The 21,934-nt window shown below is 49.3% G+C and carries 22 protein-coding genes and 1 tRNA gene; 7 read left to right on the forward strand and 16 right to left on the reverse strand.

The features are described 5' to 3' along the window. Positions 1–26 precede the first annotated feature (26 nt). Positions 27–102: transfer RNA gene (locus tag XMM312_RS02240), tRNA-Lys, on the forward strand. A gap of 7 nt (positions 103–109) precedes the next feature. Here XMM312_RS02240 and greB read toward each other — a convergent pair. From greB to XMM312_RS02290, 10 genes are all read right to left on the reverse strand, one after another. Beyond that, entirely contained in the window at positions 110–610 is a 501-nt protein-coding gene (gene greB, locus XMM312_RS02245; protein ID WP_173480655.1) for a transcription elongation factor GreB, read from the reverse strand. Beyond that, a complete protein-coding gene (locus XMM312_RS02250; RefSeq protein WP_173484572.1) occupies positions 610–1,593 on the reverse strand; it encodes a zinc transporter ZntB in 984 nt (327 codons plus the stop codon). Before XMM312_RS02250 ends, greB begins: the two co-directional genes overlap by 1 nt. Continuing rightward, entirely contained in the window at positions 1,578–1,961 is a 384-nt protein-coding gene (locus tag XMM312_RS02255; protein ID WP_173480657.1) for a hypothetical protein, read from the reverse strand. Before XMM312_RS02255 ends, XMM312_RS02250 begins: the two co-directional genes overlap by 16 nt. Positions 1,962–2,000: 39 nt before the next feature. Beyond that, on the reverse strand, positions 2,001–2,810 hold the full coding sequence (locus tag XMM312_RS02260) for a putative RNA methyltransferase (protein WP_173505624.1): 810 nt from the start codon (positions 2,808–2,810) through the stop codon (positions 2,001–2,003). A gap of 1 nt (position 2,811) precedes the next feature. After that, a complete protein-coding gene (dapE, locus tag XMM312_RS02265; RefSeq protein ID WP_173480659.1) occupies positions 2,812–3,954 on the reverse strand; it encodes a succinyl-diaminopimelate desuccinylase in 1,143 nt (380 codons plus the stop codon). A 26-nt stretch (positions 3,955–3,980) separates the two neighbouring features. Next, positions 3,981–5,012 carry a 2,3,4,5-tetrahydropyridine-2,6-dicarboxylate N-succinyltransferase gene (dapD, locus tag XMM312_RS02270; protein ID WP_173480660.1) on the reverse strand — a complete coding sequence of 344 codons (1,032 nt, stop codon included), beginning with the start codon at positions 5,010–5,012 and terminating at the stop codon, positions 3,981–3,983. 15 nt (positions 5,013–5,027) lie between these two features. Continuing rightward, positions 5,028–5,369 carry an arsenate reductase gene (locus tag XMM312_RS02275; protein WP_254442791.1) on the reverse strand — a complete coding sequence of 114 codons (342 nt, stop codon included), beginning with the start codon at positions 5,367–5,369 and terminating at the stop codon, positions 5,028–5,030. Positions 5,370–5,377: 8 nt separating this feature from the next. Further along, on the reverse strand, positions 5,378–6,577 hold the full coding sequence (gene dapC / locus XMM312_RS02280) for a succinyldiaminopimelate transaminase (protein ID WP_173483546.1): 1,200 nt from the start codon (positions 6,575–6,577) through the stop codon (positions 5,378–5,380). Positions 6,578–6,693: 116 nt separating this feature from the next. Further along, a complete protein-coding gene (locus XMM312_RS02285; protein ID WP_173488634.1) occupies positions 6,694–9,837 on the reverse strand; it encodes an efflux RND transporter permease subunit in 3,144 nt (1,047 codons plus the stop codon). After that, positions 9,834–11,069: a biotin/lipoyl-binding protein gene (locus XMM312_RS02290; protein ID WP_173483548.1), complete on the reverse strand. Its 1,236-nt coding sequence runs from the start codon at positions 11,067–11,069 to the stop codon at positions 9,834–9,836. Before XMM312_RS02290 ends, XMM312_RS02285 begins: the two co-directional genes overlap by 4 nt. A gap of 139 nt (positions 11,070–11,208) precedes the next feature. Here XMM312_RS02290 and XMM312_RS02295 point away from each other — a divergent pair, with 139 nt between their 5' ends. Together XMM312_RS02295 and XMM312_RS02300 are read left to right on the forward strand one after the other, a co-directional pair. Continuing rightward, entirely contained in the window at positions 11,209–12,054 is an 846-nt protein-coding gene (locus XMM312_RS02295; RefSeq protein WP_173484566.1) for an alpha/beta fold hydrolase, read from the forward strand. Continuing rightward, positions 12,054–13,034 carry a hypothetical protein gene (locus XMM312_RS02300; protein WP_173483550.1) on the forward strand — a complete coding sequence of 327 codons (981 nt, stop codon included), beginning with the start codon at positions 12,054–12,056 and terminating at the stop codon, positions 13,032–13,034. The genes XMM312_RS02295 and XMM312_RS02300 overlap by 1 nt, the downstream gene beginning before the upstream one ends. Here XMM312_RS02300 and XMM312_RS02305 read toward each other — a convergent pair. Beyond that, positions 13,031–13,723 carry a hypothetical protein gene (locus tag XMM312_RS02305; RefSeq protein WP_173488635.1) on the reverse strand — a complete coding sequence of 231 codons (693 nt, stop codon included), beginning with the start codon at positions 13,721–13,723 and terminating at the stop codon, positions 13,031–13,033. The genes XMM312_RS02300 and XMM312_RS02305 overlap by 4 nt on opposite strands. A 69-nt stretch (positions 13,724–13,792) precedes the next feature. On the opposite strand from XMM312_RS02305, the gene pdxH reads away from it, so the two are divergent. The 4 genes from pdxH (at position 13,793) to XMM312_RS02320 (ending at position 15,837) form a co-directional block, all read left to right on the forward strand. Continuing rightward, positions 13,793–14,428 carry a pyridoxamine 5'-phosphate oxidase gene (gene pdxH, locus XMM312_RS02310; protein ID WP_173480668.1) on the forward strand — a complete coding sequence of 212 codons (636 nt, stop codon included), beginning with the start codon at positions 13,793–13,795 and terminating at the stop codon, positions 14,426–14,428. 12 nt (positions 14,429–14,440) lie between these two features. After that, the gene (locus XMM312_RS02315; protein ID WP_173480669.1) at positions 14,441–14,902 is read left to right on the forward strand and encodes a peptidylprolyl isomerase; all 462 of its coding nucleotides are present in this window, start codon (positions 14,441–14,443) and stop codon (positions 14,900–14,902) included. 136 nt (positions 14,903–15,038) lie between these two features. After that, positions 15,039–15,170, forward strand: a complete 132-nt coding sequence (locus tag XMM312_RS11590) for a hypothetical protein (protein ID WP_256368167.1) — start codon at positions 15,039–15,041, stop codon at positions 15,168–15,170. Positions 15,171–15,225: 55 nt separating this feature from the next. Beyond that, complete coding sequence (locus XMM312_RS02320) at positions 15,226–15,837, forward strand: YigZ family protein (protein ID WP_173484565.1); 612 nt, start codon at positions 15,226–15,228, stop codon at positions 15,835–15,837. A gap of 49 nt (positions 15,838–15,886) precedes the next feature. On the opposite strand, the gene XMM312_RS02325 is transcribed toward XMM312_RS02320, so the two are convergent. From XMM312_RS02325 to XMM312_RS02345, 5 genes are all read right to left on the reverse strand, one after another. Then, positions 15,887–18,742: a valine--tRNA ligase gene (locus XMM312_RS02325; RefSeq protein WP_173488636.1), complete on the reverse strand. Its 2,856-nt coding sequence runs from the start codon at positions 18,740–18,742 to the stop codon at positions 15,887–15,889. Between the two features lie 125 nt (positions 18,743–18,867). Beyond that, entirely contained in the window at positions 18,868–20,064 is a 1,197-nt protein-coding gene (locus tag XMM312_RS02330) for an ABC transporter permease (protein ID WP_173480672.1), read from the reverse strand. Beyond that, complete coding sequence (locus tag XMM312_RS02335; protein WP_173488637.1) at positions 20,051–20,602, reverse strand: ABC transporter permease; 552 nt, start codon at positions 20,600–20,602, stop codon at positions 20,051–20,053. The genes XMM312_RS02330 and XMM312_RS02335 overlap by 14 nt, the downstream gene beginning before the upstream one ends. 96 nt (positions 20,603–20,698) lie before the next feature. Further along, positions 20,699–21,271 (reverse strand): ABC transporter permease, encoded by a 573-nt coding sequence (locus XMM312_RS02340; RefSeq protein WP_173488638.1) that lies wholly within the window; start codon positions 21,269–21,271, stop codon positions 20,699–20,701. 2 nt (positions 21,272–21,273) lie between these two features. Further along, positions 21,274–21,915 carry an ABC transporter ATP-binding protein gene (locus XMM312_RS02345; protein ID WP_254442792.1) on the reverse strand — a complete coding sequence of 214 codons (642 nt, stop codon included), beginning with the start codon at positions 21,913–21,915 and terminating at the stop codon, positions 21,274–21,276. Between the last annotated feature and the right edge of the window lie 19 nt (positions 21,916–21,934).

Below are 21,934 nucleotides of genomic sequence, written 5' to 3' on the forward strand. Positions count from 1 at the left end.
CTCACAAATCTCACATTACCTGTTCAGGGTCGTTAGCTCAGTTGGTAGAGCAGTTGACTTTTAATCAATTGGTCATAGGTTCGAATCCTATACGACCCACCATTTCTTGCTACTCATATCGTATCGCCAATATCTCATACCAGAGTGTTCTTCCGTCTGGTGTATTGTGTTCTATCTCTTCGCCCAGTTGACGCTTTAGCAGTTTTTTCGACAGTGGGGCGTCAACGCTGATGTAACCTAGTTTAGGGTTGATCTCATCGGCTCCGACAATTCGGTACTCAATCTCGTTATCCTCTTCATCAACTAGGGTCACCCAGGCACCAAAGAAGACGGTATCGCGTTGCTCTGGTAGATGCTCGACCACTTTAAAGTGATCCATACGTTTAGCGAGGTATCGAACGCGCCTATCGATCTCTCTGAGCTCTTTTTTACGATAGATGTACTCGGCATTCTCTGAGCGATCGCCCTCTGCAGCAGCCTCTTTGAGGGCTTGTGTGACCTCAGGACGTCGGACCTTCCAAAGATGTTTAAGCTCTGCATTCAAGCGCTCATACCCCTCTTTGGTAATGTAGGGGGAGCTCTTCTCTGCAGGGGGTCGCCAACGGCCCACTAGAGCCAGCCTTTGCGCTTAAGTAGGTAGACCAGTAAGCCGGTCGTACCCGATAGAGCCGCTAGGAAAATGAAAAACGCTGAACTGTTGTCAGCACCGGGTATACCACCAAGATTTACTCCGAGTAGACCGGTTAAAAATCCTAAGGGTAGAAAGAGTCCGGAGATGATGGCGAGAAGGTATAGACGCTCATTCAGTTGCTCTGACAGCTGGGCCATGATGCTATCTTGTGCCGCACCTGCGCGTTCTCGCAACATGTCTAGATCTTCTATATGACGAGTGAGGTGGTCATTCGTCTCAAACAGCGAGGCGCGATGATCGTCATTGAGAAGAGTGCTCTTAGAGGCTATCAATTGTGTCAGAGCCTCTTTTTGTGGGCCTAAATAACGTTTGAGTCGAGCGTTAGTCGTACGCATCTCGGCTAGCGGTTCACGCAGGCTCTTTGAGCCCTGTTGCTCCAGTTGCTCTTCAAGGGACTCAAGCCGCACATCTAACTCTTCTACTAAACGACCAATACGTTCTGTCAGGCCGTCTGCCAACTCTGTGATCAGATCCGAGAGGGTGTGTGGACCTTTGCCCTGTTGGAGCTGTTCAACCAGTTGTGTCACAGATTGTAGGCGACGCTTGCGTGTCGTGATGAGACAATTCTGTTTAAGAAGAAGGCGTATAGAGACCATGTCTTCAGGGTCAGAATTGACGTTTAAGTTGACCCCTCGCAATGCGATGAGCAGTTCATCATCGAGTCTGGTTGTTCTTGGACGAACCTTATCAGCTAGAAGGGTATCGATCGCTGATTGCGATAGACCTGAGTGCTCCTCTAGCCAGGTGTGGCTCTCTTTTTCGGTGTAGTCCAAATGTATCCAAACTTCACCGTCAAGCTCACTCCGCTGAGAGATCTGTTCAGAATTCAGTGCAATAGCACCGCCCTGACCATCTAGCAAAAGAGCGTGGAGTAGTGCAGGCTGTTTTAGTTCGTATTCCATACAATTTTCTCCTCGACCCCCTGGTGGACTTTATACCACTCATCGGGCTCATCTCCCTCTTGCCAGCCGGAGGCGATACAGCGAGTTTGAGTCTCCATCTCTTTCGCGATTTGATGCGCACATTCGAGATCGGTTGCCCAGGGTGTCTCGCTGCTATCAAACCAAACAGAGCTCCACGCTTTACCGATAACACGCTGTTGAATCAAAACGGGGATTTCAACATCGCCGATGAGGAGCTTAGATTTTATCGACTCTTTAGTGCTCTTATCGGTTGTCAGGGTGCCGAGTGTTTGGACCCACTCTAGGATCTGTTGGGCTGTGCGCTCTTTGACGTAGACCTCGATGTCGGGGTGGCGTTGCTCGCTCATCACTGTTCCTTAACGCGAATGACAGGGTATAGGGGTAATTTAGGCGCTTTTCTTGAAAACTGCGAGATGAATATCCACTTCGGTCGTGAATTGTTGATAATCAGCCAGCTGTTTTGCTGCGCGTTGGCCGTGGGGGGTCATCATAAATAGGTTATGCAGTGCGTCGCGTGAGGTGAGTTCAATCTCAAAATGAACACGTCGCTCATCAATGCGTTCGAACTGTGTACCTAAAGCGCTTTCGGGTGAAGAGTCGGTTTCTCGCACCTCATCGTAGATCGCTTCGCGCAGTGAGTAGAGGTGGCGCTCGCCTGGATAGGCAATGATTAAGTGTCCATCTTCTTTCAGGGCGTTTGCGATAGGCTCGCCGAGTATGCGGCTGAATACGATGACAGCGAGATCTAAGCTGTGATTCTCTGTTGGGATGTTAGCTGATGATCCAACCACCCAGGTGATTGACTTCGAGCGTTTGCAGGCCGCTTTGATGGCGTGTTTGGAAATATCTAAGCCTAGAATCTCGGCCTGATCTAAGGTGTTTTGCAGTGCGAGGGTGTAGTAGCCTTCGCCGCAGCCTAAATCGATAACGCTTGGGTGGGTGTCAGTATATTGCCGAGCTAGTTCGTTCAAAGTGTCTGAGACTGGGGCGTAATAGCCGGCATTCAAGAAGTCACTTCGCGCAGCAATCATCTCGGGGTTGTCACCAGGATCCTTACTGCGTTTGTTTTGCACTAAAAGCAGGTTCCAGTAGCCTTGTTTGGCTCGATCAAAGCTGTGATTGTTATCACATCGGAGCGTTTTCTTTTGCTCGTTGAGTGATAGTCGCTCCTGACAGACAGGGCAGATCAGCTCCATGTTAGGCGTCAGTCAACAGGTTGATCATGACCTGTTCATAAATCTCGGAGAGGGTGTCTAGATCGGCGACAGAAACGTTTTCATCAATCTTATGAATGGTGGCATTAACAGGACCTAGCTCAACCACCTGTGCACCTGTCGGAGCGATAAAGCGACCGTCTGATGTACCACCGCTTGTTGACAGTTCGGTCTCTCGGCCTGTGACCGATCGAATGGCATCACGAGCCGCATCGACTAGATCACCGGCTGCCGTTAGGAAAGGCTGACCCGATAGGTTCCACTCAATCTCATACTCAACATTGTGCTTCTCTAGAATCGATTCAACACGCGTTCGCAGTTCAGTGTCAGTCACCTCGGTTGAGAAACGAAAATTAAACTTCACTTCGACTTCGCCAGGTACAACGTTGGTCGCACCGGTGCCTGCGTTGATATTAGAGACTTGAAAACTGGTGGGTGGGAAGAAGTCGTTGCCCTGATCCCACTCAGTTTGTGACAGTTCGGCTAATGCTGGCGCGAATTCGTGAATGGGGTTGCGCACCAGATGAGGGTAGGCGACATGGCCTTGAACCCCTTTCACTTTCAGGGTGGCGCCAAGCGATCCGCGACGACCGTTCTTGATGACATCGCCAACCAAGGTTGTGCTCGATGGCTCGCCCACAATTGCCCAGGTGATCTTCTCGTTGCGAGCTTCCAAGGTATCAATGACTCGCGTTGTGCCATTGACGTAGGGACCCTCTTCATCACTGGTGATCAGAAGAGCGATAGAGCCTTTATGATCCGGATGTTTAGCAACGAATCGATCCAGTGCCGTCATAAAGGCAGCGATACTGCCTTTCATATCAGCCGCGCCGCGCCCGTGCAGCTGACCATCAATGATGGTCGGTTCAAAGGGTGGAGTTTTCCAGCGCTCAATAGGGCCGGTTGGCACAACATCAGTGTGTCCTGCGAAACAGAGTACAGGACCCTCTTGGTTTCGACGTGCCCAGAAGTTGGTCACCTCTTCAAACGGCATATGATCGATAGTGAAGCCCAGCGCTTCAAGGCGCTCACACATCATTGCTTGGCAACCTGCGTCCTCTGGGGTAACAGAAGGGCGGCTGATTAGATCGCAAGCAAGTTCGAGAGTGGCGGAGCGCTGAGTCATCTTCTATCTACCTTTGTCTTTCAGGATTAGTTGTGAGCGTGTAGCTCTTCATTCAACTCAATTGCTGACTTGTTTGTTTTAACTTCGATACGGCCGTTTTGTGAGTTACGACGGAACAGTAGATCCGACTTGCCAGCCAGTTCAGACGCTTTAACCGTGGTTACTTCGTTGTTTTGGTCATCAAGAATGGTCACTTTCGAGCCGCCTGTTACATAGAGGCCCGCTTCCAGTGTGCAGCGATCCCCTAGTGGAATGCCTAGACCTGCATTGGCACCTAGCAGTGCGTTCTCACCAACAGAGATGATGACATTGTTGCCGCCAGAGAGAGTGCCCATAGTCGAACAACCACCGCCTAGGTCTGAGCCGTTTCCTACGACGACGCCGGCAGAGATACGACCTTCAACCATGCTGACACCCATAGTGCCTGCGTTGAAGTTGATGAAGCCTTCGTGCATAACAGTGGTGCCTTCACCTACGTGAGCACCTAGGCGGATTCGAGATGCGGCACCGATACGAACACCCGTTGGCACAACGTAGTTCGCCATCTGTGGGAACTTGTCGACTGAGTGAACGTGAAGCATGCGACCCTGTGCACGAGCGGCTAGCTGGCGCTTAGAGAGCTCATCGACCGCGATTGGACCTTCGTTCGTCCAGGCGATGTTCGGTAGCAGACCAAAGATACCGGTTAGGTTCTGGCCGTGAGGCTTAACGAGACGGTGCGAGATCAATGACAGCTTAAGGTAGACTTCAGCCGTGGTCGTTGGTGCATCGTCAGATTCAAGGATCGTCAAGATGACGGGCTGTGCGGTTCCTTCAAGAACCTCGACAATCTCGGCTTGATCTTCAGCGCCAACGCTCAAAAATGCAGCCTCTAGAGCTTTTAGCTGAGCGGCATCTACCTCGATCGCAGCGTTGCCACCGGTGTAACCCACGGCTTTACCTGCAGCATTAACCAGTGCTGAGTCTGCATTAAGCAGTGGTTGGTTGTAGTAGACCTCTAGCAAGTCGCCAGCCGCTGATTTAGTACCTACACCTAGGCCAAATGCAAAATTAGTCATCTCTATATCCTCGTGTTAAATCGTTAATGCCGATTGAGTATCAGGGGTAAAACCGACCTCAATCTGACCATTGAATTCAAAAATTGGGCGTTTGATCATGCTGGGCTGTTCGCTCATCAAATTGATCAATACAGACTCATCTGTCATCGCTTTTGTGGCATCGTCCAACTTGCGCCAGGTTGTACCGCGTTTGTTTAGGACAACCTCAATACCGGCCGCGTCAACCCACTGCTTAATCTGTTCAACTGTGGGTGGGCTCTTTTTAAAGTCGATGAAGGTAAACTCCACACCCTGATCAGTGAGCCACTTGCGCGCTTTTTTTACCGTGTCGCAGTTTGGAATGCCGTAAAGGTTCATAGCCATCCTTACAGCGACTCGATGTAACGGCGAATTCGCCAAGCCGCTTCGACACACTCTTCAACCGTTGCTACCAGTGCCATACGAACATAACCGGCACCAGGGTAGAGACCTGCATCGGTTTCACGCGATAGGTAACGACCGGGTAGCACTGTTAGGTTTTGTTGTTCAAACAGTCCTGCGGTAAAAGCGTCGTCATCGATCGGTGTCTTCGCCCAAAGGTAGAAGCTAGCATCCGGCATTTTGACATCCATAACCGGTGCAAGAATCTCAAGAACGGCCGCAAATTTCTGACGGTACTGTTCACGGTTATCTTGGACGTGAGTCTCATCATTCCAAGCAGCAATGGAGCCTTTCTGAACCTGAAGTGGCATCGCACATCCATGGTAGGTGCGGAACAACAGGAACGGCTTGATTAGAGCGGCATCACCGGCGATAAAACCTGAGCGAAGTCCAGGCAGGTTGGAACGTTTTGAGAGACTGTGGAATACGACACAATTTTTGTAATCGTGACGGCCAAGTTGCGCACAGACCTCTAGGAGACCTACGGGTGGGTTCGCTTCGTCAAAATAGATCTCGGAATAGCACTCATCAGAGGCTAGGATAAAGTTGAATTTATCCGCTAGCGCAATCAGCTTTTTGATGGTCTCTGCAGAGTGGACTGAACCGCTTGGGTTGTTGGGTGAACAGATAAATAGCAGCTCACAACGTTCCCAAATATCATCAGTGATCGAGTCGTAATCTGGAATAAACCCATTTTCAGCCAAAGTGGGTAGGAAGTAAGGCTCTGCTCCCGCTAGGTAAGCGGCACCTTCATAGATCTGGTAGAAAGGATCCGGTGATAGTACCAAAGCCCCTGGTTTGCGATCGACTGCACACTGTGTGAAAGCAAAGATCGCTTCACGAGTACCCATTACCGGTAGCACGTTCTGCTCTCCAGTTAGGCTATCGCTTTTAAGTTTGAAGCGTCGTGTGGCCCAAGCGGCAATCGTATCGCGAAGCTCGGCACTGCCTTTGGTCGTTGGGTAGTTTGCAACAAGATCGACGGTTTCGTTTAACACCTTAGTCACACACTCAGGGGCAGGGTGTTTCGGTTCACCGATGCCCAATGAGATGTGCTCAATCTCTTGAGGTGGTTTTAGACCGCCCAATAGCTTTGCCAGTTTTTCAAAAGGATAAGGCTGTAGTAACGAAAGATCTCGATTCATAAACAGTGTCTCAAGCGACCAAGCGCTCTAGTCATTAAAAATGGGTGCGACAGTATAACGTAAGGCGGCGATCCAATAAATGGATCGCCGCCTTAGAACACAGGTCGTAATTTGCTTTAAGGTGTATCGACCGAGTAAGAGCTGATCGGTTTCATTCCTAGCTTCTCCCGACCCCCTTCGATCAGTGTCAGCAGGGATGGAACCACAACCAGTATTAACAAGGTGCCATAACCTAATCCAAATACGATGGCAGCCGCCATTGGGATCAAGAACTGAGCTTGAATGGAGGTTTCAAATAGGATGGGTGTCAGGCCGCCAATGGTTGTTAGTGATGTTAGCAGCACGGCACGCAGGCGCTGGCAGGAGGCTTCAATAGCCGCCTCTTTAATCGCCATACCCTGTTCACGTAACTTCTTGTAGAACGTCACCAAGACGATTGAGTCATTGATCACGATCCCGGAAAGACCGAAGAAGCCAAACAGTGACAGGATGGTCAGATCCAGTCCTAACACCCAGTGTCCCAATAGGGCGCCGGTTAATCCAAGCGGAATGGTCAGCATGATCGTGATTGGCCAGCTGTAGGAACCAAATACCCAAGCCAGAATCACGTAGATCAGCACCAATGCAATGACTAGGCCGGTTTTCATATCACCCAGGGTTTCGCGTTGATCACGGTTTTTACCCTCAAAGCTCGAATCAACTCCATACTTACCAAGGATCTCAGGCATCACCTTCTGTTGCAGGTCAGCGATGATCTCATTGGCATTGTTGGCGCTCTCATCAAGGTCAGCCGATACGTTGATCGACAGAAGACCATCGATACGTTGAAGTGAATCGAAACCCTGACGTGCGGTGAAGTTGACGACGTTGGATACCGGTGTCACTCGGCCATCCGGTAACACGATCGGTAGCTGACTGAGCGAGCTTAGTTGATTCTTCTGCTCATCGAGCATCTGAACGCGCACACTGATCTCATCACGGCCCTCAAAGTAGCTCTGTACCTCTTGGCCATCAAAGGCAGCTCTTAACTGACGTCCAACCTGCTCAAGTCTTAAACCTGCCGCTTCACCAGCCGGAGTCAGGGTGTAGATTAGCTGAGAAGTACCAAACGGGAGGTCATCATCGATATTACTGAGCCCGTTATAAACCTTCAGCTTCTCTTGGAGCTCAAGTGAGGCTTGTTTCAACAGGTTGATATTGCTGCCGGTGAGTTGAACTTCAACCGGTTTACCTGGAGGGCCACCTCGATCGACATCGATCGATAAGCGCTCTAGGCCGGCAGGTTGCTCAATGTTTTTGCGCAGAGCTCTTGTAAAGGCTTTAGTCGAGACCTCTCGGTTGTCTCCCGGCGTCAGCTCAACCTGTATCGACCCATAAATATCACCGCGTTTAGGCGACGCATTACGTGATGGTTGGGAGATGTTTTGGCGAATAAGTGCAAACTTAAGAATGCCACCACCCAGCTCTTCATCTGTTTTGTGAAGTTGATCTTCGATGTAGAAGAGAAACTCACTGACCTGATCACCACTGGTGCCAGAGACAAACTGCGTGTTGATCGAGAAGGTGTCTTGATCGGTACTTGGGAAAAAGGTGAATTGAATTCGACCACCGACAAGCAGGCCCACAGCAAAGATCAGTACACCGACACCGGTTGCAATGGATGCCCAACGATAGTTGATTGCCGTTTCAACGAAACGTTTGAAGATGCGGTCTCGGAAGTAGTTAAACCCGTTATCGAGCTTGATTCGGATTTTCGATGGGTGGGCGGCATCCCCTCGTGCTAATGAGTGGTGGAGGTGACCTGGCAACACCAAAAAGCTCTCAACCAGCGAGGCGATAATGACGCAGATAATCACCAGCGGGATATCAAACAGAATGTTGCCAATGATACCGCCGATCATCATCAGTGGCAGAAAGGCCGCGATGGTGGTCATCGATGAGGCGGTCACAGGGGCGAGCATTCGAAGCGCGCCACCAACAGCAGCACGTCGAGAGCTCTCTCCCATCTGAGCATGTGCGAGGGTATCCTCACCAACGACAATCGCATCATCGACAATGATGCCCAGAGCCATGATCAGTGCAAACAGCGAAATCATATTGATCGAGCCGCCTACTAGGTAGAGCACCGCTAAGGTCGCCATGAATGAGGTTGGAATACCAATAGTCACCCAGAACGCGACACGGCCGTTTAGGAAGAGGAATAGAATCAAGACAACTAGAACTAAGCCGCTAGCACCGTTTTCGATAAGAAGGTCGATACGGTCTTTGATCAGTGTCCACTGCTCATTGTAGGTCAGTAGTTCAACGCCTTCTGGCAGAGTAGGGCGGGTCTCTTCCAGCCAAGAGTTAAACAGATTGGCCGTCTTTAAGCTGTTCTCTGATTCCGTTCGTTTCAGGCTCAGAACTATCGCTGGGTTGCCTTCATGGTAGAGGCGTACTTGATCCTCTTTGTCGCGCTGCTCGATCAGCGCGATATCGCCAAGGCGAACCAGTTTGCCTTGGCCTGCAGTGATCAGAGGTAGCTCTTCAAAGCCGGTAACATCGCGTTGTTGGCCTAAACTGCGAATTCTTCGAGCGCCATCATCCTGTGCTGCAACGCCAGCAGGTAGGTCAACTGAGCGTTGGCGAATTAATCCCGAAATATCGCTCAGCGTAAGGCCTAGTTGATTAAGGTTGTCTGGACTGAACTGGATAGCAATCTCTTGCTCAGGCATGCCGGTAAAATCGATTTTACGAATGCCACGCTGAAGAAGTTGCTGCTCGTAGGTGCGCGCGAGAGTTCTTAGCTCTTCAAGAGAGGCGCGATCACTGGTGACGATAAGATCAGCAATGTTGTCGTATCGCGTCAGTAGCTGTACAACAGCGTCTTCTGCATCAGAGGGCAGTGCTGAACGTGCAGCATCCATCTTCTGCTTTGCCTCTGACAGGGTGTAATCTACATCGGTACCATCTTCAATCTCTAGACGAAAAACGGCGCTGCCATCACGTGAAATGGCCGAGAGTTTTTTGATCCCCTCAAGTGCACGAAGCTCCTCCTCTACAGGAACCACGATAGAGGTCTGCACATCCTCAGCACTGGCACCGCTCCAGGGAACGGTTATGTTGATGATATCGAGCTCAAAGGTTGGAAAGAACTGGATGTTAAGACGGTTAAGGCCCAATAGACCGGCCGCTAACATCAATATCATTAACAGGTTTGCCGCAACCCGGTGGGTCGTAAATAGGCTGACAAACCCTTTTAGACCGGTTGCCTGACTCACTGTTTCACCTCAACCAACATGCCGCTGACCGCGTTGGGTAGCTGGGTTGTAATGATCTTATCACCGGCGTTGAGCTGATCGCTCTTGATCAAAATCTCACGCTTCTCATCTGAGTTAGTTCGATAACCTAGATGGTTGACTTTAACCGCTTCGAGTCGAGAGTCGGTGACACGATAGATGCGATCCGTGCCGTAAAGCGCCACTGGCGGCAGTGCGATGACATCATTCAGCTCTGGTAGCGTCAGTGCAACGCTGATGGTGCGACCAGGCTCGGGTAGGTAGTCAGAATCGACAAAACGGAACAGGCCATCCACACCGGTCGAGCCAGTCGCGACTTCGGCACTGAGACGATCAAGTTCAAGTTCGAACTGCTGACCATCAATCTTTGCGACCGCCTCAAGGTCAGCGAGTGACGATTGGCTCTTGATAAGTGCTAGTGCACGGCTAGGTAGTTGAGCACGAACTTCAAGATCTGAGTTCGGGTAAACAGAGGCAAGCGCATCATTGGCTCTTAGGCGGTCACCGACGGCAATTGAAATTTTGGTTGCACGACCATCGAAAGGTGCTTTTACGAAAGCACGTTCACGATCAAGTAGTGATTTATCTAATTGAGCCTGTGACTGGGCAATCGATGCTTTGAGCTGCGCAACGCGGTTGGGGTGGTCCGCCAAAGACTGCTTGCGAGATACAAGGCTCAATTGACGCTGCTGGGTGTTCATCTCAGCGGTATCGAGTTGCTCTTGGCTGGCGAGTTTTTTACCTGATAGGTTAAGCTGGCGCTGTTGAGAGCGTTGAGCAATCACTAGCATCTCTTCTTCAATGGCCAAGGCCTTTTTATCGGTTTCAAAACGAAGCAGTTCTGCAGACAGTTGTGCTTTTAGAGCATCGATTTGGGCACGCTGCTGAGCGATTTGAAGATCGATGTCGCGGGTATCGAGTTGAATCAGTAGATCACCCTGTTTAATCGTTGCCCCTTCACGCACTTCAACCGATTGAACATCGGCAGCAATCGAGGCGCGCAGAACCACTTGGCGGGGGTTTTCAACTTCAGCATAGAGCTCAATCTCTGGCGCGATCGATTGAGGTGACGCGGCAATTGCATTAACGCTCCAAGATCGTTCCGTGATCGGTTTGGGTGGCATTTTGGGTTTGCTTGATTTTAACGAGATGAATCCAGCAATAGCGATGCCAAGAATGATGATTGGTAGAAGCCATTTCAGTAACCGTTTCACGGAGGCTTTTCTCCCTACGAAGTTAAATTAAATTGTCAGTAAGTATACCGCTTGAGATCTACGTTCGCACAGCGAAACTGGACCGTTTCAATGAGATCAGGCAAGATTTTACAAAACTTTACCCAGCGTTTGAGATTTCATGGAATTAAAATCGACTACCTATCATTTGGACGGTGACGGCTATCGTGTCGCTTATTGGCAGAGTGGTTCTCCTTTGGCAAAAAAAGTGTTGTTTTGTGTTCACGGACTGTTAGGCCGTAGTCGTGATTTTGATGAGTTGATCGAAGCGCTAAGGGATGATTTTCTTTGTATTGCTATTGATCTGCCTGGACGTGGTCAGAGTGATTGGTTGAAACAACCTGAGCAGTACAGTCCAGAGAGCTATCTGCCGGCTATCAGTGCGGTGTTGAACGCTGTAGATAACCGGCCTGTCCATTGGGTGGGTACCTCCCTTGGTGGGATTCTGGCTATGGCTGCCGCAAGCCTGAAGCTAGCCAATATTGAAAAACTTGTTCTGAATGACGTGGGTTGTCACATACCCAAAGCGTCTCTGCAGCGCATTGCAGCCTACGTTAAAGATCCTCTGTTTACCGATCAACAGGCGCTTATTGATCACATCAAACGCACTTACCCCAGTTTTCGCGATTTATCCGAAGTGCAATGGCAGCGAGTGGCTCAATATGGTTCACGACAGGCTGATGATGGCCTGCATCTTCACTATGACCCAGCCATTGCCACTAACGTTCGCTTGGGTTCTAACGAAGACATTGATCTTATGCCATTATGGCAAGTGATAGAGTGCCCGCAGATGCTGATTCACGGCACCGCATCTGACTTGCTGACGCAAGAGATTGTGGATGCAATGCTTGAACACAAGCCCGATTTGGAGTTGTTGCAGTTACAGGGTCTTGGACACGCGCCGCCTCTAATGACGCCCTTTGAGGTCCAAGCAATTACAGAGTTTCTTAAAAGGAGTGATGCCTGATGGGCAGCATAGTGACCTGGCCTAAACATAGGCTGCCTGGTTCCCCAGAGATGAGAGCGAAGGCGCTTGATGCGGTCACTCGAGCATTTGCGCCGACCGTCGAGTCTTTAGATGTCGATCTTGGTTTGAATGAGCTGTTTGAGCAGATCTACGTGCCCGTTGCTTGCTCTATATTGGATCGACTAATGCCGGGTTCCCCTTTGGTTGTCGGAATTAATGGTGCACAAGGGGCGGGAAAAGCGACACTTTATAACCTCCTAGAGGTGATTCTCACCGAGGGTTTTGGGTTAAAGGTGACGGGTTTTTCGATTGATGATCTCTATCTGACGCGTGCTGAGAGGGACGCGTTGGCACAGTCCGTTCACCCTCTTTTAAAGACACGTGGAGTGCCTGGTACCCATGATGTCGATTTGGGTATAGAGCTATTAAATCGACTCAAGCACGCGGGGCCAGACGACCTTACTCGGATCCCAATTTTTGATAAATCGACCGATGAGCGTGTGCCAGAACAGATGTGGCATGAATGGCATGGTTCAGCGGATGTCATTATTTTTGATGGATGGTGTGTCGGTGGTATCGCCGAGCCTGAAGAGTCGCTCGCTGCACCTGTTAATGAGCTTGAGACCCTCGAAGACCCTGAGGGTATCTGGCGACATTATGTCAATCAACAGCTGGCAACCTCTTATCAAGAGCTGTTCAGCTTTTTAGATATGCTCGTCATGCTCAAAGTGCCCAACATGCAGGCGGTGTACGATTGGCGTACGGTCCAAGAGCAGAAACTCAAAGATCGAGCCTCATTGCTGTATGACGAAATAGCTCCTGCAGACCCATTGCGGATTATGGATGGCACTGAGATTACACGTTTCATAGCGCACTATGAGCGATTGACGCGTTGGATGCTCGATGAGATTCCAACACGAGCGGACATTACGTTAGCGCTGAATGCCAACCACAAGATTGAGAAGATTATACTGCCTTAAATGGGCAGAAAGGGAGCTGTAGCGACGCTTAGCACAATTCGATTGATGGTTCGGTCCGTCGTCTGCGCAACAATCTCAGCGAGCATATCCTGAGTGGCAATCATCTTCCCGAAGAGTCGCTCGTAGCTGAGGTTGATGACTCCCTCATTCATGCTGTCAGTCAGAATGAACAGTTCGCCACTCGATGTTTTGAAGTTGTGCAGTTGCCAAGCGATCTTCTCTAAATTACGTGCTGAGTTATATAGCTTTTGCGAATCGATTTCGTTGAGCATAAAGAACTCTTCACGGTAGTTGTATGAGGCGTGAACCATACCTGTGATAGCCACCATTAGAGCGAAGACTCGGTCCCCTTGATACTCCTCATCAAAAGCCAGTTTGAGCGCATCAACTCCGTAGAGGTGATTGAGTTCTCGATGACTGATGGGCCTTGGGTAACTTAAAAGCTGTTTCAGGCGCGTCTCAACGGTTGTACCAGCGGCCGCTTTTTTGAGTTCGCGCGGGTTGCGTTTGTAGAGTTTGATGGTGAGTTCACGACTCATCGCGTTGATCGTCTTAATGTGTTGATCAACGATCATATCGACGTCAGACTTGGCGAGATTCTGCAGGCGAAGCTCTTTGTTTTGAACACCGACACAGCCGCTAAGAGCGAGTGCCATGATGAGCGTCACTATTTGTGCAGTTCTAGCCATTTGAGCTGGGATCCTGATCAGATAATGTTTAGAGTATAACGCTCGAAAATCTGAATGATAGGAGTTTCGATGTCGACAACCCAATTAAGTGATGTGCGTCGTGAATACCTCGTGGCAGGTCTTCATGAAGATAATTTAGTCAGAGATCCGATTCAGCAGTTTGATGCATGGATGCAGGATGCATTGGCTGTGGATCCTAAAGATGCTACCTCTATGACTCTGGCGACCTCTGATCAGTCGGGGATGCCCAGTGCGCGTATTGTTCTGTTAAAAGAGTTTAGTTCAGAAGGGTTTACCTGGTTTACTAACTATTCGAGTGAGAAAGGGGAGCAGTTAGCGGCCAATCCGCAAGCAGAACTTCTTTTCTACTGGTCGATGTTAGAGCGTCAAGTTCGCGTTCGCGGACAGGTTGAAAAGATCGATCGCATTGAGAGTGAAACCTACTTCCACTCTCGCCCAGTGGGTAGCCAGAGAAGTGCTGCTGTGTCTCATCAAAGTCAGCCAGTCGAATCTCGAGCTGTGCTTGAACAAGCGGTCAATCAGCTGTCAGATATGACTGAGGTTCCGTGTCCCGATAACTGGGGCGGTTATCGACTTGTACCGACCCGTTTTGAGTTTTGGCAAGGGCGTGAAAGTCGCCTGCACGACCGTTTTCGTTTTGAACCATCAGACACAGGTTGGGTCGTTACCCGCCTGCAACCTTAAGGATTTTGGATAATGAATATTTGTAAAGATGCTTACGTCACCTTTCACTACGCCATTGTAAGTGATGAGAGTGAGGTAAAAGATGGTTCGAGAAATGATGAACCGCTCACCTACGTCCATGGTTACAAGATGCTGGTGCCGGGTCTTGAGCAGGCGCTAGACGGGCGATCGGCTGGTGATCATTTTCAGGTTCTTGTAGAAGCGGGTCGCGGCTATGGCGAACGTGATGAGGAGCTGTTCGATGTACTTCCTCGTGAGGCCTTTGCTGATATGCCAGGTTTGCAAAAAGGGATGTTGGTTCAGCTAGAGGATGAAGATGGCGAGCCGCGCTTGGGTCGAGTTGCAGAGATCGATATCCGCGAGGTGAAGGTTGATCTTAACCACCCATTTGCAGGGCAGGATTTAAACTTTGATGTTGAGGTGATTGATGTCCGCATGGCCACTGAAGAGGAGCTAGCCGAGTTAGCCGAGTAATATTGCTATTGGCTATAAAACAGACCCTGTTAAATCCGAATGTTCTTGAGTCTGCCCTGCAGGCTTGAGTTATATCAATATATTGTTGCCGCCTTCGAGTTACAGTTATTAAAACTTGATAACTAGGAGTAACGAAATGTTCGGTATTGATGCATACACTTTTGAAACAGTTTGGCCAAGCCTTCTAGGTGTGGCTGCAATGGCAGGTGTAATGACTTGGGGTTTCTTCAAAGTGAAGAACCTGATGAACGAAGATCAGAAAAAGTAATCACTTTACATTCCTCTTCATGTCAGTAGTCTAAGCCTCTTCTTTAAGGAGGCTTATGGCTGCTTACTTCTCCCCAGTCGATCGATTTGAGTATGAGATCGAAGTCAAAAAAAGTCGTTTCATAGCGACCGCAATCCCTCTTAGTTCCACTGATGCACTCTATCAGCTGCAATCAGAGATGCAGCGTCTGCACCCTAAAGCCAGCCACCACTGTTTGGCCTATATTTTAGGCGCACCTCAGGCACCTAAGGCCGCTGGCTCCAGTGATGACGGCGAACCCAGTGGTACAGCGGGTAAGCCGATGCTTAATATCCTCATGCATAAAAATTTGGGAGACATCGGTGTCGTCGTGACACGTTACTTTGGTGGCACGAAACTGGGAGCCGGTGGGTTAATTAGAGCCTATGGTGCCTCGGTTAGTGAGCTCTCAGAACATCTGCCGACCATTGAATGTGCTCCTAAGATTGAGTGCCAGATCCGATATCCTTACGAGCTAGAGGCTGACATTCAACAGGTCATCGCTGCCGTAGCGGCTGAAGAGCTATCGGCTAGCTATACAGAGATAGTAGATAAAACACTGTTAGTTGAATTGGCTCAATTAGAGACCTTCAAAGTGGCGATTTTGGCTCTGGAGTATAGAGGTGTATCGCTAACGCTAGAGGTATAAAAAAGGGGCGCAATCTTAGATTGAGCCCCTTTTTAACTATCAACGTCGCTTAAAGGTTTTTAATCGACTCTAACTGTTTCTCTAGTTGAACTTTAGAGCGTGCAGCATCATCAGCCTTAGCGCGCTCTTTAGTCACAACGGCTTCAGGTGCGTTGGCAACAAACTTCTCGTTAGACAGTTTCTTATCAACTCGGTCAATCTCACCTTGTAGGCGATCAATCTCTTTCTGAAGGCGAGCCATTTCAGCCTCTTTATCGATAAGATCCGCCATAGGAACCAACAGTTCCATTGCGCCAACCAGCTGAGTCGCGGCAAGAGGTTTATCATCACCTTCGTTTAGGGTCGTGATGCTGCTCAATTTGGCTAGTTTCATCAAGAATGTTTGGTTCTCAGCTAAACGACGAGTGTCTTCACTGCTGCAGTTAGATAGCAGAAGTTCAAGATCCTGTGATGGTGCAATTTTCATCTCACCACGAATGTTTCGAACCGCTGTGATCACGCCCTTAAGCCACTCGATGTCAGCTTCTGCTTGCTCGTCAATCTTCTCTTCTGATGCAACAGGGAACTCCTTAAGCATCAGTGTCTCACCCTCAACACCGGCCAGCCCTTTGATTGTCTGCCAGATCTCTTCAGTAATGAATGGCATGATAGGGTGGCTTAAACGGAGAATCGTCTCAAGAACGCGAACCAGTGTACGACGTGTGCCACGTTTAGCCGCTTCAGACGCTTGCTCATCCCATAGAACAGGTTTTGACAGCTCTAGGTACCAGTCACAGTACTGGTTCCAAATAAAGTCGTAGAGTGTCTGTGCAGCAAGGTCAAAGCGGTACTCGTCTAGCTGTTTGGTGACGGTCGCTTCGGTGCGTTGTAACTGGCTGATAATCCAGCGGTCAGCCAGTGAGAGTTCCACTGGCTCTTGATTGTTGCCGCAATCTTCACCTTCGGTATTCATCATGACATAGCGGGCAGCATTCCAGAGTTTGTTACAAAAGTTACGGTAACCCTCTAGTCGCTTCATATCCCAGTTGATATCACGACCCGTTGAAGCGAGTGCTGCTAATGTAAAGCGCAATGCATCAGTACCGTGCGCCGTAATGCCCTCAGGGAACTGTTTCTCAGTACGTTTGCCGATTTTCTCGGCTAGCTGAGGTTGCATCATGTTACCGGTACGTTTTTCCAACAGATCTTCAAGTGAGATGCCATCGATCATATCGAGAGGGTCAAGCACGTTGCCTTTCGATTTCGACATCTTATCGCCGCTCTCATCGCGGATAAGACCTGTCACATAGACGTTTTTAAATGGCACTTGAGGTTTGCCATTTTCATCTTTCATGAAGTGCATGGTCATCATGATCATGCGAGCAACCCAGAAAAAGATAATGTCAAAACCGGTTACAAGGGTGTCGGTAGGGTGGAAGGTTTTCAAACGTTCCGTGTTTTCAGGCCAGCCAAGAGTACCAAAGGTCCACAGTGCCGAGCTGAACCAGGTGTCTAGTACGTCATCATCTTGGTGGAGCTCTAAATCGGCCGCCAAGTTGTATTTTTCACGCGCAGCTTCAGCTGAGTTCGCAACGTAGACGTTACCCTGAGCATCATAGAATGCAGGAATTCGGTGACCCCACCAAAGCTGACGTGAGATACACCAGTCTTGAATGTCACGCATCCAAGCAAAGTACATGTTTTCGTACTGTTTAGGGACAAATTTAATGTCGCCATCTTCAACTGCTTTCATCGCTGGCTTAGCCAGTGTCTTAGCATCACAGAACCACTGATCGGTTAGCATCGGTTCAATCACCACACCGCCACGGTCACCGTAAGGAATGGTCATCGCGTTCTCTTCGATCTTCACGAGAAGGTCGAGCTCTTCCAGTTCAGCGACGATGGCACGGCGTGCAGCAAAACGTTCCATGCCACGATATTTCTCAGGTAGCGTTGGATCGATCTCTTTGTTGACACTGCCATCGAAGTTAAAGGTTTGAGCCTCATCACGAATATCTGCGTTAAGGGTCAGAACGTTGATCATTGGCAGCTTGTTACGCTTACCCACTTCGTAGTCATTGAAATCGTGCGCCGGTGTGATTTTTACACAGCCAGTCCCTTTTTCCATGCTGGCATGTTCATCGGCAACAATCGGGATGCGACGACCGACTAATGGCAGTAGGATCTCTTTACCGATTAGGTCATCGTAGCGTTCATCTTCAGGGTTGACTGCGACACCAGTGTCACCCAGCAGTGTCTCTGGACGCGTGGTACCCACGACAATGTAATCTTTACCCTCTTTGGTTGTCACACCATCAGCAAGTGGGTAACGGATGTACCACATTTTGCCAGTCACTTCGCGGTTCTCCACCTCAAGGTCGGAGATTGCTGTGTGAAGTTTAGGATCCCAGTTAACGAGGCGCTTACCACGATAGATTAAGCCGTCGTCGTAAAGGCGTACAAAGACCTCTTGAACGGCATGGTAAAAACCAGAGTCCATAGTGAAACGTTCGGTTGGCCAATCGACAGAGTTACCTAGACGACGCATTTGGCGGGTAATGGTGCCACCCGATTCGCCTTTCCACTCCCAGACTTTTTCAATGAACGCATCGCGACCAAGATCGTAACGACTCTCGCCGGTCTCAGCAGCTAGTTTGCGCTCAACTACCATCTGAGTGGCGATGCCTGCATGGTCTGTACCAACCTGCCAGAGCGTGTTGCGGCCCTGCATTCGACGGTATCGAATTAAAGTATCCATTAGGGTGTGCTGGAAGGCGTGACCCATATGCAAGCTGCCCGTGACATTTGGCGGTGGGATCATGATTGAGTAGGCATCACCTTCACCTGAAGGTGCGAAAAAGCCTTTCTCTTCCCAGTCTTGGTACCACTTTTGCTCGATTGCTTGCGGTTGATACGTCTTATCCATGAGGTGCTGTAGTCTCTGTTTTCAAGTTCGGTAGCAGAGGATAGCTCCTCTCTACTTTTGGAAAAAATTTAAAGGGTGGGAGTATACCCTTTGAGAGCCCTTATAGACAGTGGTTGAGCGGTTCTTTATTCGCTCTGCAACGCTTCTATAGGTTCGATTTTGGCGGCTTTCAGGGCGGGTATTAAGCCACTGAGTAGTCCTGTTGCTGCTGCAATCAGCAGTGAAATAACTAAGAAAAGAATATTCGGTTCAAGAGGTAAGCCTGGGAGGAGCTGCCTAAAGCCGTAAATTGCAGCATAAGCAGTCAAAATACCTCCGATTCCGCCGATGATTGAGAACATAATCGCTTCGGTCAGAAAGAGCGATGCAACTGTTTTTTTACTGGCGCCTAAAGCACGTAGCAGTCCGATCTCGCTGCGTCTCTCATCAACCAGTGTCGACATAATGGTTAGAATGCCGATTGACCCGACCAGTAGGGAAATGGCCGCTAACCCTATCAGTGCAATTTTTAATACGTCTAAAATCTTATTGAGCGTAGAGAGCATCTGATCTTGGGAGGTCAGTGTGAAATCCTCTGCGTTGTGGCGCAGGCTCAGGTGCTCCTTAATTGATTGCATCAGTTGATCCGTTTTGCTGTTGGCTGAAAACGTGACGTCAATCTCCATCACGCCATCTCTGTTGAATAGGGTGAGTGCTCTCTGGGTGTCGATATAGACAATATCATCGAGGTCAAAACCCAACATTTGTCCCTTAGATTCGAGTACACCTAACACCCGATAGCGCTCGCCACCAACCCTGATAAATTGCCCAAGTATTGGCTGGTTACCGAACAGTTCACTGGCTACTTTTGCACCAAGAACTGCGTAGGGTAGAGGGGTTCGCCCCCGGCTGTCAGGTAAGAAATGCCCCTTCTGAATGGTGAAATTCCAGGCGTCAGGCATGCTGTAACTGACGCCAAGAATATCCACATGACGGACGCGATATTGATACTCAATCGCTCCGCTACCCTGAATAACGGGCACTACCTGTCGGATACCCGATAAGGTTTTAAGTGATTGGGCGTCGTCTAGCGTGAGCGGGCGAGTATTGGCGATGAGGCCACCGACGCCCCCCGTCTGTGTACGTCCCGGTGTAATAGCGATGATTCGGGTGCCAAATTGAGAGAAGCTATTGAGCATATAGTTTTGCAGGCCACTGCCTAAGCTGGTGATCAATGTCACCATAAAGATACCGACTGTAATGCCTAAGGCGGTCAAAAAGCTCTTTCTAATATCGACGGTCAGTGTCCCTGCAGCCAGTTTGATGAGATCAGCGATAGGCATTGATCTCACCTCGCAATGCGGCAACGGGATCGACCGTTGCAGCCTTTTTGGCGGGTAGCCATGTAAAAATCAGAGAGACCGTGAGTGATACTAAAAGAGCGGCCAGTGTTGCCATATAAGGGATAGCAAAAGGAAAGCTTGGCCAAGTCAGATGAATGGCATACAGCGAAGCTATGCCTAGACTAACACCGATTATGGCTCCGGTTGTGGCTACTAAAATGGAGTCCAAGAGGAAAATGGAAGTGACGGTGTTATGTGAGGCGCCAAGTGCTTTGAGTAACCCAATTTCTGGAACCCGTTGTGAGACACTGATCAGAGTGATGTTCATGATCAATATGCCAGCCACTAATAAACTGATGCTAGCAATCGCGATGACGACCAGGGTGAGCTTGTTCAATAGGTCACTGAAGGTGTTAAGTAGAGCGTTTTGAGTCACGATAGTGATGTCTCTTTCACCTTGATGTCGCTCCATTATCAGCTGCTCTATAAGCTGCTGACTCTCTTCAATCTGTTGATCTGATTGTAGTTTGATTAGCATCCTGAAGAGTCCGGGAGCGTTAAAAAGGGTTTGAGAAGAGGTGACAGGAATGAGGGCAGTCTCATTCATGTTGGTACCAAAGTTGATGCCGCTGGGCTAGATAATACCAATGACCCGGTAGCGTCGATCAGAAAATTTGACCCACCCACCTAAAGCGTTTCCATTAGGGAAAATCTCCTGAGCAAGCGTGCTACCCAGTAGGGTGACTGACGCTGCCGTATCAACATCCCTTTGCGTCAAATTGGTTCCGGTTTTTACGGGTATTCCAAAGATAGTAAGTAGGCTTTGGTTGGTCCCAAGTACGATGATCTCCCGATTTAAACCGTTGCTATGAGCCTCGGTAATACCTGCAATAATCGGAACGATTTCATTCACTTGTGGCAGTTTATGGATAGCCTTTGCATCATCAAGGGTTAAGTCGCGAGTTCCCTCCCCAGTCACTGGAGGGATGCCGCCTTCCGTCTCTTTGCGCCCTGGAAGAACGATTAATACCTCTTTCCCTAGCAGAGAGAACTCCTGATAGACAAACTGTCTTGCTCCCTCCGAAAGACCGGTTAATAGAACAACGGACATGACTCCGATGCTTACCGATAGAAGTATCATCAACGCTTTAAATGCCTGCCGATAGTAGGTCGCTAGGCTGTACCGAAGATGATCAATCAAGAGCACGGCTATCCCCTCTTTTTGATCTCTATGAGTTGACCATCAACCATAGTTATCTGGCGTTTTGCTCGGGCGCCAAGATCACTGTCATGAGTCACCACTACTAGAGTAATTCCTTGGCTGTTTAGCGTTTCAAGCAGGTTAATGACCTCCTGACCTGATGCGCGATCAAGATTACCGGTCGGCTCATCGGCGAGAAGTATTTTAGGTTGAGTGACCACAGCGCGCGCTATGGCAACACGCTGCCTCTGGCCACCAGAGAGTTGCTGTGGCTTGCGGTTAAGAAAATCTTTTAATCCCAGGGTTTTCAGTAACTCGGAGGCTTTTTCTCGGCGTTGGCTGGCAGGAATCCCTTTAAGAATTAACGGCAACTCAACGTTTTCCAACGCCGTTAGTCGATTGATGAGATGATAGGCTTGGAAAACGAAGCCGATATTGTCGTTTCGAAATCGAGCCTTTTCTGCTTCGTTTAATTCAGTCGTTGCAGTGCCATCCAGACAGTATTCACCGGAGTTTGGTGAATCGAGCAGTCCTAATTGATTGAGTAGTGTGGATTTACCTGATCCAGAAGGGCCCATGATACTGAGGTAGTCACCTGCCTCGATATCGAGTGTGAAATCCTGAAGCGCATTCACCGTTTCACTGCCCATTGGATAGCTTCTACAGAGA

Source organism: Marinobacterium sp. xm-m-312 (assembly GCF_013283295.1).
Lineage (GTDB): Bacteria > Pseudomonadota > Gammaproteobacteria > Pseudomonadales > Balneatricaceae > Marinobacterium_E.